Raw genomic sequence first — 14,951 nt, forward strand, 5'->3', positions numbered from 1 at the left:
TTGTACTTATCTATTCACGTAGGTAAAAAAACAATATTTTTAATCTTTGTTTCATCCTTTGTGATGTTTTTTTCTATGTCTATCTCTACCATAACTCCATCTTCAGTAAATGCATTTCCCATGGTATCTTTTCTTTGATTTGAAAAAAAGTTTCCCATAGAATATATTATAAAATTATCCTTACCATCTTTTTTTATTATCTCAGACTTTTGAAGCACATGTGGATGACTTCCAAGAACTATATTCGCGCCCCAATCAACCATCTTATGACCTAGTTCTATTTGGATATCATTTGGCTTTGTTTGATATTCTACTCCCCAATGAACTGATACTACAACGACATCTACTTCCTTTTTTATTTTTTCTATATCACTTTTTATCTTTTCTTCATCTATTAAGCTTATCATATAGGAGAGTTCTTCTTCACTAAGGTAAAACTCCAGTCCATTTATTCCATAAGTATATGATAAAAACCCTAATTTTACTCCATCTTTTTCTTCTATTAAAAACTCTTTATTTTGATCTTTATAAGTTCCCACAGACTTTAGTCCATATTCTTCTATAAATTTAAGGGTTTTTAATATACCATCTTTCCCTTGATCAAGTGAATGATTGTTTGCGGTAGAGAGTATATCAAAGCCGGTTTCTTTTAAAGCAAATAAAGTTTCTTTAGGACTGTTAAATTGTGGAAACCCTGAAAACTTCTTATCATTTCCTGCCGTTACAGTTTCAAAATTTGCTATAGATATATCAGCACTAGAGATATGGTTTTTCACATGCTTAAAGGTATCTCTAAAATCATAATTTCCATCTCCAAGATATGCTGCTTTTACTTGAGGCATATGAAACATTATATCTCCTACAGACAAAAGCTTTACATTTGCAATTTCGTTTTTAATAGGTTCTTCTTTTTTATTGTTATTATTTATTTTTGAAGGTTTCTCTTTGAGGCTCCTAGGTTGTTCTTCTTTATTTGTTATATTGCTATATAAGGATTTGCCTCCATTTATTAAAAGTGTAGCTCCTTTATATAATATAGGAATTAAAATTAAAAGAAATAAGACAAGAAGTATCCTTCTTCTCATTATAATCTTTTTCCTACGGTTTTTAGCTCTTCTACTTTCTCTGCTCATTTTATTCTCCTTTATAAAGCTACCTTTGTGCTCTTCTTAATCTTATTTTACACTTTATAAAGAATGTTTTCAATAAAAGTTTATCTATTTTAAGTCTTTGTTTTTTAATAGACTGGTTTTTGAATCAAACATAAATGCTTCTAATCTTCTTTCATTTAACCACCAAAGAAATAATACATATGGCACAAAAAATAAGCTTAAGCTTGGTATATTTGCCATAAGAATAAAATCAAAAGTTCCATGTAAGATTACTGGCATTATTAAGGACATTTTTTTGTTTTTTATTTTCCAATCTTTATCAGAATGAAACTTTGATAAAGATAGATAATATCCCATTGTTATCCCAAAAACTCCATGTGCTGGTACTGAAAATATTCCTCTATAAAGACCTATAAAAGGATTGTTTGTATATCTAAAGGCCACATACATTATATTCTCAACAGTAGCAAATCCAAGAGCTGCAAATACCCCATAGATTATACCATCTAATTTTTCATTAAAATAATTGGTTTTAAAGGGGAGTTTTAAAACTACTAATCTTTTAAAATATTCCTCTGTAAGTCCAGCTACAATATATGCATTGAAAAGTGCACCATATATCCCGGGAAATATATTAAATCTTACTAGTATTTCTTCCACAACTATTGTGGGAATAACTATAAAGGCGCCTAATATAAAAGTTAAAAATAATAGTTTAGCTGGTTCTTTGTCTACCCTATCTGTCAAATATATAGCTAACAAACTTATTATAGCAGGCACTACTGCTATAATTATAAGCCTAGTACGCATCATTATTCACTCCTTAGAATTTTAAAATTATTATGCCACTTAAACAAATAAAATATCCTAAGGAAAATTTAAACGAGTAAGGTTCTTTGAAACCTTACTCGTTTATTTATTTCAATATATTTTCATCTATATAGTTTTCTACATCTGTTGCAGTTGAAAGATTTAATACTCTATCAATATGTGATTTTATTTCTTCTTTAGAGGTATTTCTTATTATATATCTTGCTCCTAATATAGATCCTGCGCTCATACTAAATTCATCTAATCCCATGCCAAGAAGTATTGGAACTAACTTTTTATCTCCTGCCACTTCCCCGCACATACCAACCCATATACCTTCTTCATGCCCACCATCTATAGTCATTTTTATAAGTCTTAAAATAGCTGGATGGTATTGATTATAAAGATTTGATATATTTTGATTTCCTCTATCTACAGCCAGCGTATATTGTATTAGATCATTTGTACCTATACTAAAGAAATCTACTTCTTTTGCAAAAGCTTTAGCATGAACTGCTACTGCGGGTATCTCTACCATTATACCAATTTCAACTTTATCAGAAAATGGTATATTATCCTCTTTAAGGCTTTCTCTTACTTCTTTAGCAATAGATTTAGCTTCTCTTAATTCATCTATGCTAGAGATCATAGGAAACATTATTTTTATATTTCCATAATGACTTGCCCTATAAATAGCCCGAAGTTGAGTTTTTAATATTTCTGGTCTATCAAGTCCTACTCTTATTGCTCTATAACCCAAGAAAGGATTCATTTCTTTAGGTAAGTTTAGATAAGGTATTTCCTTATCTCCGCCCACATCTAGTGTTCTTATAACTAATGGTTTATCTTGTAATTTCATAGCTACCTCTTTGTATGCTTCAAACTGTTTATCCTCTGTAGGAAGAGAGTCATTATCCATATATAAAAATTCACTTCTAAAAAGACCTACTCCTTCTCCATCTTTTTCTAAAACTTTATCTATATCAGAAGGGGTTCCTATATTTCCTACAAGCTCTACCTTATGACCATCTTTTGATTTGGTTTCCTTGCCTACCATATCTTTTAATTTTTCTTTTAATCGTTCTTCTCTTTGAAGTTTTTCTCTATAGAAATCTAATTCTTCTTCTGTAGGATTTAATATAATCTCTCCACTATCTCCATCTATAATAATCATATCTCCATGATTTACTCTATCTATTATATTTTCAATTCCAGCTATGGCAGGTATATCTAGAGTTCTAGCTATTATAGAAGTATGTGAAGTTCTTCCTCCAAGTTCTGTTACCAGTCCTACTACCATTTCCTTGTTCATGCTAGCAGTATCTGAGGGCGTTAGGTCTTCTGCTACTATAATTGACTTTTCATAGATAGATAATAAATCAACACTATCTTTATTTAAAAGAATTCTTAATATTCTACTAGATACATCTTTTAAATCTGCCGCTCTCGCCTTTAAATATTCATCTTCAATATTTTCAAATAAAGATATAAATGCATTAGCAGTTTCTTCTACGGCCCACTCTGCATTTATTTTTTCACCTTTTATTTTTTCTTCTACCCCTTTAATAAATTCAGGATCTTCTAGCATCATCTTATGAGCTAAAAAAATTTCAGCTTCTTTTTCTCCCACATCTTTTTTTGTTATATGGTATAGCTCATCTATTTCAGTCTTTGCTTTCTCTATTGATTTATTAAATCTTTCTAATTCTAAATTAAAATCATCTACATTGTTCTTTTTTATCTCAAGTTTAACTTCTTTATATAAAAATATTTTACCTATGCCAACTCCAGGAGAAGTACCTAATCCCTTCATACTAACACTCCTATTCTTTCAAGTTTTTTATAAATTCTATTAAAGAGTTAACTGCTTCTTTTTCATCTTCACCTTCTGCTTCTATTGTTAAGACATCGCCTTTAGCAGCCCCCATACTTAAAAGTCCCATAATACTTTTAGCATTATATTTTTGATCTTCTTTTATTAAATTTATATCACTTTTATAGGTTGAAGCTTCCTTTACAAACATTGACGCAGGTCTAGCGTGTAAACCAGTCTTATTTTCTAATACAACTTCTTCTCTATACATAATTAAATACCCCCTATAATTTTAAGTTAAAATCGTTTTAATAAATTATATTTATCTAAAAGTCCATACTCATATATTATCATACATTCCACATTTTTATGAAATTTAAACTCTCTTTTATTGATTTATTTGTGGGAAATTGTTTTCATAAAAAAGGATGCCTTAAGGCATCCTTTTTAGTATTCTATAAATAACTCTTTTTTAGCACTACAAAGCGGACAAATTTCTTCTTCTCCTGTTAAAGATATATATCCACATATTGGGCATAGATGCATTTCCTTTACTTCTAAATCTTTTCCATTATCTACTGCTTCTTTGGCAATTGTAAATAAGTCAGCATGAACTTGTTCTGCTTCTACAGCATATTTCATAGCTCTTACTGCCATTTTTTCTTCTTGTAATTCAGCTGCAGCTATATATGCTGGATACATCTGAGTTACTTCAAATATCTCACCATCAATTGCCCCTTGAAGATTTTCAGAAGTATTAGTTAAACCAAAACCTGCCATTGAAGTTACGGCAAAATCTCCTCCAATATCTTTTAGCGCATTAAAATGAAGTGTAGCATGAACTTGTTCAGCATCTGATGTACACATAAATAATCTAGATACGTTTGGAAACCCCTCTTTTTTAGCTTTTTCTCCCCAAATTCTATATCTCATATGAGCCATACTCTCTCCACCAAAAGCAGACCTTAAATTAGCTTGTGTCATTGCATTCATCAATAAATTCCCCCTTTTATTATGTACAATTTACATTTACCCACTTTGAAAATAAAATAACATTATAGTTAAAATCTAAATATAACTCCTATTATTGCTGCTCCTATTATATAAATAATTGGATGTTTTTTATATTTATTTATTAGATATAACATTACCATAAACAATATTATACCCTTCATATCCAAAAAATCCAATATATTATTAGCATTAAAATATACATCTGGGTTGATTAAAGTAATCTTAGCTACTTCAAATCCAGCCGCACCAATAAGACCTGCTACTGCTGGTCTTATACCGTAAAAGGCTGATTTTACAATATGTTCTTCGCTAAATTTAGAAAAATAATGAGCTATAACTATTATTATGATTATAGAAGGGGCAATAAGACCAAGTGTTGCAATTATCCCTCCAAAGATACCTGCTGTACTATTTCCAACAAAGGTAGCTGTATTTACTCCGATAGGCCCTGGTGTAGATTCAGATATAGCTATCATATTTACAAGTTCCTCTGAAGTAATCCATCCATATTTTGATACTAACTGTTGCAGAAATGGTAGGGTAGCAAGTCCTCCTCCTATTGAAAAAAGTCCTATTTTAAAAAATACAAAGAAAAGTTTTATATGTATCATCTATTTTTCCCTCTCTATTTCTCTGTTTCTAAATCTTAATATTCCTACAATAGCAGATGAGACTACTACTATAATAGGAGAAAGCTTTAAAAATCCTATTATTATAAAAGCTAATAAAAAAAGTATTATTCCATAATTATCTTTAACAGACTGCTTAAACATATTTACTACAGTAACTGTTATAAGTGCTACAACTACTACTTGGATTCCATTAAATGCATGTTGAACCACTTTATACTCTTGAAACTGTTTGAAAAATTTAGCTATTATACTTATAATGATAATAGATGGAGTTACAAGTCCAAGCGTTGCTACAATAGCCCCTATTATCCCTTTTCTTTTGTAACCTATAAAAGTTGCAGTGTTTATTGCTATAATTCCAGGTGTGCATTGACCTATAGCATAATAATCTATAACTTCATTATCTGTTGCCCAGTTTCTTTTATATACTATTTCCTCTTGAATAATTGGAAGCATAGCATATCCTCCACCAAAGGTAAAAGCTCCCATGCGAAAAAACACCCAAAACATCTCTAATAATTCTTTCACAACTTATGCCCCCTTAAATTTTAATAAGCTTTATTATACTATAGATAAAAGCTTCTTACAAATGATAAGGTTTAAAGGTTTAAAAATTTATAACTTAAATAAAAAATAAAAAAGCTATCTTTAAATAATTATTTAAAATCATTTAAAGATAGCTTGTCTTTAATAAAATCTCTTGCTATTGTTATAATCTTCTACTATCATAAGTGCCTCTCCAAATCTTTGAAAATGAACTATCTCCCTTTCTCTTAAATATCTTAATGTATCAGTTACTCCAGGATCATCACTTACATTTATTAGCCATTCATAAGTTGCACGTGCTTTTTCTTCAGCAGCCATATCTTCATGCAAATCTGCTACGGGGTCATCTTTTGAATTTAAATAGTTTGCAGTCCAAGGAGATCCAGCTGCGTTATGAGGAAATGGACTCTTTCCATGATTTACATAATGTGCTTCAAAAGGCGTTCCTTTTATTTGATCAATAGTAGCGTCTTTTACAAGTTTATATGCTAAAGTTCCTATTATTTCCCAGTGTGCTAACTCCTCAGTGCCGATGTCTGTTAATATACCTTTAGCTCTTCCTGTAGGCATAGTCCATCTTTGCGTTAAATATCTTATACCTGCAGATAGTTCACCATCTGCACCTCCAAATTGTTCAATTATCATAGCTGCTAGAGTAGGATTTGTTGTATCTACCCTTACAGGATACTGTAATCTTTTTTCATATTGCCACATTTCTACATACCTCCCTTATAGTTAAAGTTTATATCCCATGGCCATGGTTCATCTACATAGCTCCAAGGACAACTATCTTCACTTGTATTTCTTAAAAGGCTATAGCGAGTTTCATAAATATTTAAAAGTTGATGGTATCTTCTAGAAGCATTATTGTGAAGATATAGTGCATTCTCATCGGTTGGATTAATGTTCAAATAGAGTGCTGTTTCTAAAACAACAAAATTTGCCTCAGATATTTCCACTAAAAGATTCATCTCTTCTCTATCCATTATATTTACCCCCTACTGAGTTACCTTTATATTCTCTATATGGCATATATAATTCAGGAAATAATGTTCCTTTCCTTAATGCTTCTTTACTATTAAATACTTCATTTATTTTTTGCATTTTTATATATACCCTTGCAAGTCTTTTTTCTTTATCGTTTGAACTTGTATAATCCATACTATTACCTCCTTTTTTCTTCACAGTATTATATTATGCCTGATATTAAAAAGAGTGTTCAAATATAATGATTTTATATTTTTTCACATTTTAATTTAATGTACATATTATTCTATATTTGGTTTTTTTTACATGATTATTTATCTTTTTTTTACACATAATACTATCATACAAAATCATCAAAATATAAATTTGAGAGGAGATAACAAAATGACAACAAATAATAATAGTAGCAATAAATTAGTAGTACCAGAGGCAAAGGCAGCTCTAAATCAAATGAAACTTGAAATAGCTAATGAATTAGGATTATCAAATTATGAGAACATAGATAAGGGTAATTTAACTGCAAGACAAAATGGTTATGTTGGTGGATATATGACTAAAAATTTAGTTAAAATGGCGCAAGAAAACATGGGTAGAACAGGAAGATAGTTTGTAAACATAAAAAATGCTTGAGATCTAAATCTCAAGCATTTTTTATGTTTATCTTTTTCCTAATTCTTTATCAAGTAGGTAAAGTCCTGTAAATTTACCGTCTATACCTTTTAATTTAAATATTATATCTTTCATGCTAGCTTCTTCTTCTACTTGTTCTTCTACAAACCATTGTAAGAATTGTATTGTCGGGTAATGTTTTTCTTCCGTTGCCAAGTTTAATAAATTATTTATTTTGGATGTAACTAATTGTTCATGTGAAAGTGCTTCTTCAAATACTTCTAAAAATGAATTATAATCATTTTTAGGTTCACTTATAGCCTGCATTTTAACTCTTCCATCAATATCATTTATAAACTCATATAATTTCATAGCATGCTCATATTCTTCTTTAGATTGTTCATGTAAAAAGTGTGAAAACCCATTCATATTTTCAGCAGAACAATATGAAGCCATTGCCATATAATAGTACCCTGATAATAATTCAAAGTTAAACTGATCATTTAATGCATTTAATAATTTTTCTGATGCCATCTTTATTCCTCCTATTTTTATGCTCATTTACTTTAGTATCTTACCCACCTAATTTACTCTTAAACATCAATCCATTAATATTATTTTTAACTTTATATAGATCTCTTCATCTATCTTATCAGTTAAAGGAATATTATGGTGTTTTAAAAAGTCTATTAAAGCTTTTTTCATAGTTTCTCCATATATTCCATCGAATTCACCCAAATAAAAGCCTTCTTTATTCAATCTTTTTTGAACTTCTACAACATCTGCTCCTCTATCTCCTGGTTTTAAAGTTCTAAATCCACTTCCAAATGGTCCGTATTCTCCATTGCTTATAACAACATTTGTATTTATAGATACTTTATCATAGAGATCTTCTATATCAGAATTTCTCATTCTGATACAACCTGCTGAAGCATTACTTCCGATAGACCCGGGCTTATTTGTACCATGAATTCCATATGTTCCCCAGGGAACATTGAGTCCTAGCCACCTAGAGCCAAATCCTTCACCCCAAGAAGATTTTTTTATTATTTGAAAGCTTCCAAGTGGGGTAGGAGAACTCTCCTTTCCAGAGGCTATGGGATAAGTAGATATAGTATTTTCATGCTTTTTATTGATAAGTGAAAGTCTTTTCTTATCTACTTCTATTAAAATGATTACATCTTCATTAGTTTCACTATTATCTTTTTGAAAGTGTCCTATAACATTTTTAACTGTATTTATTGGAATATAATATAATGTAATAAGGATTGTTATAATACATATTGTTAAAATCAAAACAAAGTATTTAATCTTCATCATTTCACCCCTATTTATATATATGAAGTATATATATAAATAAAACTTTTATTTAGGAGAAGATCTAAATCTAAATCGGATCATATAACTCATATACACTATATATATTTATATCTGCCTCTATTAATACTTTAATCATCTTTGGAATGTTTTTTTCTTCTATAGGTATCTCTACACCATTATATTTATATACAATATCTTTTTTAACTAGAAATTCTACACTATTAAGTGTATCCATGAGATGAGCTTCGGTATCTTTATTTTCCATATCTCCAATTAAAAAAAATATTCTTTTTTTCTCTTCCTGAAAGTCCTTAGTGTTTATTCTATTAATTAGTAATATCTTATTCATTTCACTACTGCTACTTAAAATATGGACAAATATATCCATATCAAGAGTTTTCCTTTTTCAGCGTGTCTGTCCTTGGCACTCTATAGCCTACTAACATTTGGTATAACACTCCAAAGGCGTAAATTCCCGACTAGCCATCGGTACAAACATGCAGTCTCTTTTATTGTGAGGTTCTGTATGTTTTAGCACTTGCAAGATTATAACTTGCATTTTTATCTCTATCTATTACACAGCCACAGTCACCACAAATATATTCTCTATCTGAAAGTTTTAAGTCTTTTTTAATACTTCCACACCTTGAGCATATTTTGCTTGATGGAAAAAATCTATCTACTAATCTTAGTTCAATAGAGTTTAATCTGCATTTGTCTTCAAGTTTCCTTCTGAAACTATGAAAGTTCTGCCCTGCTATAGCTTTTGATAAGTGCCTGTTTTTCATCATGCCTCTAACATTTAAATCTTCAATAGTTATATAGCTTGGTTTTTGCTTTACTATTATGTTTACTACCTGATTTAAATAATTCTCTCTAATGTTAGATATTCTTTGATGAAGCTTTTGTACCTTAACTATTTGTTTCTGGATATTTTCTCCAGCAGCAGTACCCTCCTTTTTCTTTTTTTGTTTTTTCAAACTCTCGTATTTCCTCGAGAGCCTTCTTTGTTCTCTTTTAAGTTTCTTTTCTAAATTCTTAACCTCTTTTGTTTTGTTAATGTTTTTAAATGGTTTATCTATATTTGAGACTATTGCAAAAACCTTAACTCCTAAGTCTATTCCAATTCCTTCTGTATAACTGTCATGTTTAATGCTTTTGTCAATATCACATAAAACCGATACATAATATCTTCCAGCTTTCATGCTGAAGCTTCCGCTTATTACTCTAGCATTTGTAGGTATATATCCCTTTTCTTTTAACCTTACAAAGCCTAGAGTCGGTATTTTCATCCTATGTCTTTCAACAGTCCAATCACCCTTATTGTTCTTTGGAAAGTAGGCTTTAACATCTGATTTTGATTTCTTTTTAAATCTAGGGAATTTACTTTGTTTTTTAAAAAATCTATTAAAAGCCTTATCAGCATTCATTATAGATTGTTTTATAGCCTTGCTACCTACTTCCTTAATCCAAGAATATTTAGGATTGTTAGGAATAAACTCATTGTTTATCCATTTAGAAAAGTCATAGCCTGAAACAAACCTTTTTTCTTTTTCATAAATCTCTTTATTATGACCTAAATAGAAGTTATATATGAACCTACAAGTACCTATAGTTTTATGGATTTTTTGTTTTTGCTCCTTAGTTGGTTTTATTTCTGTTTTATAAGCTCTCATAGTTTTTTATCCTCTTCTATTTTGTTCTTATATTTTCTAAGCCCATATATCCTACAACTAAAAATATGAATAATACTAATTAAGTCCTGTACCATTTCCTCTTGCGTTTGCAAACTGTTTGAGAAACTTAACTTGATTAACTAAACCGTCCTTTTGGTTATTATTAGAAACTCTAGTGTATATCACTATCTTTTTATCTTCCTCATTAGAATCTGATTCTCCTAGATAGTCTAAATACTGCTCATGAGTATAATATCTTCTGTTAGAAGGATTTCTATATGCCTTTACAGACACGCCTAGCATTTTAGAAAATTCATTAGGTTTATAAATTTTCATATTATCAACTCCTATAGGTATATATTACTATATAAGTCTATAGATGTCAGTGTAATTGTTAACAGTTTACAACTCCTTCCCATAGTTGTATATACTATCTATATCTAGTTTACCCATTAGAATTTTAGTTAAAACAATTCTCCATTATTTTGTAATTGTATAAAATTATTATATGTGATAATCTTTGTATATATCAAAAAAGAGGTGGAACAATTTGAAAAAATACCTTAACAACCTTTCTAAATGTGTTTTATTTAAAGGACTAGATGAAACTCGAATAGAGGAAATCTTAAAACTTATTCCCTATGTGATTAAATCATATGAAAAGAGTAGTATAATAGCTATAGAAGGTGATGATTGTAATAGTCTTGGTATTATATTAGAAGGAAATGTAGAGATTCATAAACCATTTCCATCTGGTAAGATAGTAACTATAAATCATTTTTCAGCTGGAAATGTATTTGGTGAGGCTTTAGTATTCTCTGGAAAACATATATATCCTGCGACTATTTTAGCAACTATTGATACTCAAATAATGTTTATAAAGAGGGAAATGATTGTAAAACTTATGACTATAGATGAAAAGATTCTCAATAATTTTATGGGGGTATTGTCAAATAGAATATTAATGTTAAATGATAGACTTACTAATCTAAGCCTTGACACTTTAAGAAAAAAAATAGCAAATATAATAATTTTAGAATATAAATGTCAAAATTCTTTAAATATAACACTTCCCTATTGTAGAAAAAAGATGGCAGAGTTATTAAATATTCCTAGACCTTCTTTATCTCGTGAACTTATAAATATGAAAGAAGAAGGCCTTATAGACTTTAATAAAAACAAGATAACAATATTAGATTTAAAAGGAATAGAGGAATCTTTATTGTAAGATTTGGTAAAATTTAAGCCATAGGTACTTTATTATGTACCTATGGCTTTTAATCTTATTTAATTTATTCTTTATATTAAATTTGACCCATCATCATCTGCACTGCAAATGATACTACAACTACTAGAAGTGAGATTAAAAATCCATGTACCATAGGTAAAAATCCTGATTTAGAAACTTCTCTAAAGTTTGTGTTAAGTCCTATAGCCCCAAGTGCCATTATCATACAAAACTTACTAAGCGATGATATAGAGCTGCTAAACTCATCTGTTATAAGCCCCATGCTTCTAACACTTACCATCCCTAAGAAAAGTATTATAAACCATGGAAATATTTTTCTTATATCTACTTTCTGATGAGTTTTTATTTCTCCGTTTTCTGTGTTTTTTCTTTCCTTTATTTTTTCGTTTATATATGAAAAAATAAGTACTACTGGAACTATGGAAAGTGTTCTTGTAAGTTTTACTATTAAGGAAAAGTTACCAGCTGCATCTGAAAAAGCATATCCTGCTGCTACAACTGAAGATGTATCATTTACTGCTGTTCCTGTCCATAACCCAAATCCTAAATCACTCATCCCAAAATATTTTCCTGCTATTGGAAAGAGTATTACCATTAATATATCAAATAAGAATGTAGCTGATATTGAATAAGCAATATCAGTTGTTTCAGCTTCTATGGTAGGAGCTATAGCTGCTATAGCCGATCCACCACATATTCCCGTTCCAGCTGATATAAGACTTGATAATTTCCAGTTGATCTTAAATAACTTTCCTAAATAATATCCCCCACCAAAAGCTGCAACTAGTGTAAACATCATTACAAATAAAGAATATTTCCCAACTTGTAGAACTTGAGTGAAACTAAGTGTTGCTCCCATTAATATAATTGCAATTTTTAAAACACCCTTTGATGTAAACTTTACTCCCTTATTTAATGAATCATATTTACTTGCAAAAGGATTCAAAGTCATTCCTATAAGCAGAGAAAAAACCCCTGGGCTAATAAGTCCCTTTGGTACAAAAGAACTAATAAATATTGCTATATAAGATAAAATAATTGTTAGCAATATTCCTGGTGTATATCTTTTTACTAAATCCATCTATCTCACTGCTCCTTCTTTTATTATTATAGTGTTGATTATATAGAGAATGTGGTATAAAATCAAATTATAAATTTTAATATATGTATAAATATTCCTTATAGGAGGTGGTAGTATTTTAGATTATAGACTAAATACATTTCTTACACTTTGCAAAGTATTAAATTATACAAAAACAGCTAATATTCTTCATATTACACAACCTGCTGTAACTCAGCATATAAAACACTTGGAGGAATCTTATGGAGTAAAACTTTTTAACTATAGTGAAAAGACTTTAGCTCTTACACGAGAAGGTCGTATTCTGTATGAATTTTATGTAGCTATGAAGACAAGCTCCGACAAGATTAAAACTATGCTCGCTATAAAAGGAGAAAATACCTCTTTAAAATTTAGTACAACTCTTATTATAGGAGAATACACTATGAGTAGACTTTTAAAAACTTTGCTTTCTGATTATCCACTTATAGATATAAGTATGGTCGTTAAAAATACTGAAAACTTACTCTTATATTTACAAGATGGTAAAATTGACTTTGCTATTTTAGAACTATAAAAATGCTCTCCTTCTTAGTATCAGATTTTATTTATTAACCTGTTTACTAGTAAAGAGAGCATTTTAATATTCAATTTATATTTTTATTTTAGACTATAAACATACCTACTATAGTTGTAACTATAAGTCCCGTCATAACTGGGATAAAGTTTCTTCTAGTAAGCTCAAATGGATCTACACCACAAATTGCTGCTGCTGGAATAACTGCCCAAGGTATAAGCGTTCCTCCTCCTACCCAAATAGCTCCTAATTGACCAAGTGCTGTAAGAGTAGCCGTTCCTCTTCCTATAGCAGTACCAAAGAGCTTAGCTACAGAACCTGCTAGTGAAAGTCCTGAAAACCCTGACCCATCAAGACCTGTTATAGAACCAACTGTTGTGAGTGTCACCGCCCCTACTGCTCCATTTAGAGGAACAATATTTGCTAAGGCCATACCAAGATCATTTACAATTCCTTGAGAGTTTTTAGGTAAGAAGTCGCCTATTACTCCTACAAAACCCTCTCCTCCAAGATAGAAAAATGCTGCTACTGGTATAACAGGACCAAATATTTCAAATCCAAACTTAAGTCCTGCGACTATTGATTGAGTTACTTCTTCTAAAGCTCTACCATTATGAACTTTAAAAGATACCATTATTAGAATGAAAATCGCAGTTCCTCCTACAAGTGCTGTTGCATCTCCTCCTCTAAGACCTGCAGTAAACATTATAATTACATCAAGTGCAAATAATAATGGAACTATTACTGCAAATATTTTTTTAGATCTTAAACTAAGTTTATCTTTTAGCTTTTTCTCTTTAATATTGTTTTTTTCTATTTCTTTTTCTTCTACTTTTAATTTACCACTTTTTAAATCTTTTTTCATAATTATAAAAGCAGTTACAGTTGTTACCACTCCCATTACAACTACTAGTGGTATACTTGCCGAAATAAGTTCACCTACTCCAATTCCTGCTGCATCTGCTGTAATCTTTGGAGCTCCTTGTATTATAAAGTCTCCAGAGAGTGCTATACCATGCCCAAATAGATTCATTATCATAGCAACACTAATAGCTGGAAGTCCTACTTTCATGGCTACTGGAAGCATCACTGCTCCTATTAAAGCTACTGCTGGTGATGGCCAGAAAAACCAGGATATAACCATCATAAGTATACCTATAATCCAGTATGCAAGAGTAGGAGTCTTTATAAACTTTGAAAATGGTGATATCATTATTTCACTAATACCTGTTTCACTTAGAATAGTGCTCATTGAAACTATTATAGATATGATAAGTATAGTTCCAATAAGTTCTACAATAGCAAATATAAAACTATTGAAAACAGTCATCACTCCTTGATAAAGTGAGCTTGTCGATACAATCCCAAGTATGAATATTCCCAGTATACATATAAGAGTTGTATCTCTCTTTTTTACCATTATTATTAATATAAGTAAGGTAAATAGTAAAAAGATGTAATGTAGTGCTTGCAAATCGATACTCATAAAAATCCCTCCTAATATTGTTTAGTACTTATACAATATGCTTAGGAAGGATTTTAGGTG

General features: G+C 30.0%; 19 protein-coding genes and 1 pseudogene. 3 read left to right on the forward strand and 17 right to left on the reverse strand.

Features of this window, described 5'->3' with window-relative positions:
- Window positions 1-14: 14 nt before the first annotated feature.
- The 10 genes from TICRE_RS09385 to TICRE_RS09430 form a co-directional block, all read right to left on the reverse strand.
- A complete protein-coding gene (locus TICRE_RS09385) occupies window positions 15-1,133 on the reverse strand; it encodes a CapA family protein (RefSeq protein ID WP_075727429.1) in 1,119 nt (372 codons plus the stop codon).
- 84 nt (window positions 1,134-1,217) lie between these two features.
- Window positions 1,218-1,925, reverse strand: coding sequence for a PrsW family intramembrane metalloprotease (locus TICRE_RS09390; RefSeq protein WP_233120184.1), 708 nt, complete (start codon window positions 1,923-1,925; stop codon window positions 1,218-1,220).
- 103 nt (window positions 1,926-2,028) lie between these two features.
- Window positions 2,029-3,735, reverse strand: coding sequence for a phosphoenolpyruvate--protein phosphotransferase (gene ptsP, locus TICRE_RS09395; RefSeq protein ID WP_075727431.1), 1,707 nt, complete (start codon window positions 3,733-3,735; stop codon window positions 2,029-2,031).
- Window positions 3,736-3,745: 10 nt separating this feature from the next.
- A complete protein-coding gene (locus tag TICRE_RS09400) occupies window positions 3,746-4,006 on the reverse strand; it encodes an HPr family phosphocarrier protein (protein WP_075727433.1) in 261 nt (86 codons plus the stop codon).
- Between the two features lie 176 nt (window positions 4,007-4,182).
- The gene (locus TICRE_RS09405) at window positions 4,183-4,728 is read right to left on the reverse strand and encodes a rubrerythrin family protein (RefSeq protein ID WP_075727435.1); all 546 of its coding nucleotides are present in this window, start codon (window positions 4,726-4,728) and stop codon (window positions 4,183-4,185) included.
- A 68-nt stretch (window positions 4,729-4,796) separates the two neighbouring features.
- Window positions 4,797-5,360 carry a chromate transporter gene (locus tag TICRE_RS09410; protein WP_075727437.1) on the reverse strand — a complete coding sequence of 188 codons (564 nt, stop codon included), beginning with the start codon at window positions 5,358-5,360 and terminating at the stop codon, window positions 4,797-4,799.
- Complete coding sequence (locus TICRE_RS09415; protein ID WP_075727439.1) at window positions 5,361-5,909, reverse strand: chromate transporter; 549 nt, start codon at window positions 5,907-5,909, stop codon at window positions 5,361-5,363. It abuts the gene before it with no gap.
- A gap of 159 nt (window positions 5,910-6,068) precedes the next feature.
- A complete protein-coding gene (locus TICRE_RS09420; protein WP_075727441.1) occupies window positions 6,069-6,641 on the reverse strand; it encodes a manganese catalase family protein in 573 nt (190 codons plus the stop codon).
- Window positions 6,642-6,643: 2 nt separating this feature from the next.
- Window positions 6,644-6,913: a spore coat protein CotJB gene (locus TICRE_RS09425; RefSeq protein ID WP_075727443.1), complete on the reverse strand. Its 270-nt coding sequence runs from the start codon at window positions 6,911-6,913 to the stop codon at window positions 6,644-6,646.
- On the reverse strand, window positions 6,906-7,088 hold the full coding sequence (locus TICRE_RS09430; protein WP_075727445.1) for a spore coat associated protein CotJA: 183 nt from the start codon (window positions 7,086-7,088) through the stop codon (window positions 6,906-6,908). Before TICRE_RS09430 ends, TICRE_RS09425 begins: the two co-directional genes overlap by 8 nt.
- A 210-nt stretch (window positions 7,089-7,298) precedes the next feature.
- Here TICRE_RS09430 and TICRE_RS09435 point away from each other — a divergent pair, with 210 nt between their 5' ends.
- Window positions 7,299-7,520, forward strand: a complete 222-nt coding sequence (locus TICRE_RS09435; RefSeq protein ID WP_075727447.1) for an alpha/beta-type small acid-soluble spore protein — start codon at window positions 7,299-7,301, stop codon at window positions 7,518-7,520.
- Window positions 7,521-7,571: 51 nt separating this feature from the next.
- Here TICRE_RS09435 and TICRE_RS09440 read toward each other — a convergent pair whose 3' ends face one another.
- From TICRE_RS09440 to TICRE_RS09465, 5 genes and pseudogenes are all read right to left on the reverse strand, one after another.
- Window positions 7,572-8,057: a ferritin gene (locus TICRE_RS09440; RefSeq protein ID WP_075727449.1), complete on the reverse strand. Its 486-nt coding sequence runs from the start codon at window positions 8,055-8,057 to the stop codon at window positions 7,572-7,574.
- A gap of 66 nt (window positions 8,058-8,123) precedes the next feature.
- A complete protein-coding gene (locus tag TICRE_RS09445) occupies window positions 8,124-8,840 on the reverse strand; it encodes a L,D-transpeptidase family protein (protein WP_075727451.1) in 717 nt (238 codons plus the stop codon).
- A 70-nt stretch (window positions 8,841-8,910) separates the two neighbouring features.
- Window positions 8,911-9,192 (reverse strand): hypothetical protein, encoded by a 282-nt coding sequence (locus TICRE_RS09450; RefSeq protein ID WP_075727628.1) that lies wholly within the window; start codon window positions 9,190-9,192, stop codon window positions 8,911-8,913.
- 160 nt (window positions 9,193-9,352) lie between these two features.
- Window positions 9,353-10,519 carry an RNA-guided endonuclease InsQ/TnpB family protein gene (locus TICRE_RS09455; RefSeq protein ID WP_075727453.1) on the reverse strand — a complete coding sequence of 389 codons (1,167 nt, stop codon included), beginning with the start codon at window positions 10,517-10,519 and terminating at the stop codon, window positions 9,353-9,355.
- Window positions 10,516-10,855, reverse strand: a pseudogene (locus TICRE_RS09465) (IS607 family transposase). Before TICRE_RS09465 ends, TICRE_RS09455 begins: the two are co-directional and overlap by 4 nt.
- Before the next feature lie 214 nt (window positions 10,856-11,069).
- Here TICRE_RS09465 and TICRE_RS09470 point away from each other — a divergent pair.
- Window positions 11,070-11,747 (forward strand): Crp/Fnr family transcriptional regulator, encoded by a 678-nt coding sequence (locus tag TICRE_RS09470; RefSeq protein WP_075727457.1) that lies wholly within the window; start codon window positions 11,070-11,072, stop codon window positions 11,745-11,747.
- Window positions 11,748-11,823: 76 nt separating this feature from the next.
- On the opposite strand, the gene TICRE_RS09475 is transcribed toward TICRE_RS09470, so the two are convergent.
- Window positions 11,824-12,849, reverse strand: coding sequence for a YeiH family protein (locus TICRE_RS09475; protein WP_075727459.1), 1,026 nt, complete (start codon window positions 12,847-12,849; stop codon window positions 11,824-11,826).
- A 115-nt stretch (window positions 12,850-12,964) separates the two neighbouring features.
- Between TICRE_RS09475 and TICRE_RS09480 the strand changes: the two genes are divergently transcribed.
- The gene (locus tag TICRE_RS09480; RefSeq protein WP_269843991.1) at window positions 12,965-13,405 is read left to right on the forward strand and encodes a LysR family transcriptional regulator; all 441 of its coding nucleotides are present in this window, start codon (window positions 12,965-12,967) and stop codon (window positions 13,403-13,405) included.
- Window positions 13,406-13,493: 88 nt separating this feature from the next.
- Here TICRE_RS09480 and TICRE_RS09485 read toward each other — a convergent pair whose 3' ends face one another.
- Window positions 13,494-14,891 (reverse strand): hypothetical protein, encoded by a 1,398-nt coding sequence (locus TICRE_RS09485; RefSeq protein ID WP_075727463.1) that lies wholly within the window; start codon window positions 14,889-14,891, stop codon window positions 13,494-13,496.
- Between the last annotated feature and the right edge of the window lie 60 nt (window positions 14,892-14,951).

The sequence above is a fragment of the Tissierella creatinophila DSM 6911 genome (assembly GCF_001940565.1).
GTDB lineage: Bacteria > Bacillota > Clostridia > Tissierellales > Tissierellaceae > Tissierella_A > Tissierella_A creatinophila.

What these genes read in the sequence shown, in the direction of transcription:
- TICRE_RS09385 (WP_075727429.1), bottom strand. Translation starts at nt 1,133, where the DNA reads ATGAGCAGAGAAAGTAGAAGAGCTAAAAACCGTAGGAAAAAGATTATA.
- TICRE_RS09450 (WP_075727628.1), bottom strand. Translation starts at nt 9,192, where the DNA reads ATGAATAAGATATTACTAATTAATAGAATAAACACTAAGGACTTTCAG.
- ptsP (WP_075727431.1), bottom strand. Translation starts at nt 3,735, where the DNA reads ATGAAGGGATTAGGTACTTCTCCTGGAGTTGGCATAGGTAAAATATTT.
- TICRE_RS09435 (WP_075727447.1), top strand. Translation starts at nt 7,299, where the DNA reads ATGACAACAAATAATAATAGTAGCAATAAATTAGTAGTACCAGAGGCA.
- TICRE_RS09445 (WP_075727451.1), bottom strand. Translation starts at nt 8,840, where the DNA reads ATGAAGATTAAATACTTTGTTTTGATTTTAACAATATGTATTATAACA.
- TICRE_RS09405 (WP_075727435.1), bottom strand. Translation starts at nt 4,728, where the DNA reads ATGAATGCAATGACACAAGCTAATTTAAGGTCTGCTTTTGGTGGAGAG.
- TICRE_RS09475 (WP_075727459.1), bottom strand. Translation starts at nt 12,849, where the DNA reads ATGGATTTAGTAAAAAGATATACACCAGGAATATTGCTAACAATTATT.
- TICRE_RS09430 (WP_075727445.1), bottom strand. Translation starts at nt 7,088, where the DNA reads ATGGATTATACAAGTTCAAACGATAAAGAAAAAAGACTTGCAAGGGTA.
- TICRE_RS09455 (WP_075727453.1), bottom strand. Translation starts at nt 10,519, where the DNA reads ATGAGAGCTTATAAAACAGAAATAAAACCAACTAAGGAGCAAAAACAA.
- TICRE_RS09410 (WP_075727437.1), bottom strand. Translation starts at nt 5,360, where the DNA reads ATGATACATATAAAACTTTTCTTTGTATTTTTTAAAATAGGACTTTTT.
- TICRE_RS09485 (WP_075727463.1), bottom strand. Translation starts at nt 14,891, where the DNA reads ATGAGTATCGATTTGCAAGCACTACATTACATCTTTTTACTATTTACC.
- TICRE_RS09425 (WP_075727443.1), bottom strand. Translation starts at nt 6,913, where the DNA reads ATGGATAGAGAAGAGATGAATCTTTTAGTGGAAATATCTGAGGCAAAT.
- TICRE_RS09390 (WP_233120184.1), bottom strand. Translation starts at nt 1,925, where the DNA reads ATGATGCGTACTAGGCTTATAATTATAGCAGTAGTGCCTGCTATAATA.
- TICRE_RS09400 (WP_075727433.1), bottom strand. Translation starts at nt 4,006, where the DNA reads ATGTATAGAGAAGAAGTTGTATTAGAAAATAAGACTGGTTTACACGCT.
- TICRE_RS09420 (WP_075727441.1), bottom strand. Translation starts at nt 6,641, where the DNA reads ATGTGGCAATATGAAAAAAGATTACAGTATCCTGTAAGGGTAGATACA.
- TICRE_RS09440 (WP_075727449.1), bottom strand. Translation starts at nt 8,057, where the DNA reads ATGGCATCAGAAAAATTATTAAATGCATTAAATGATCAGTTTAACTTT.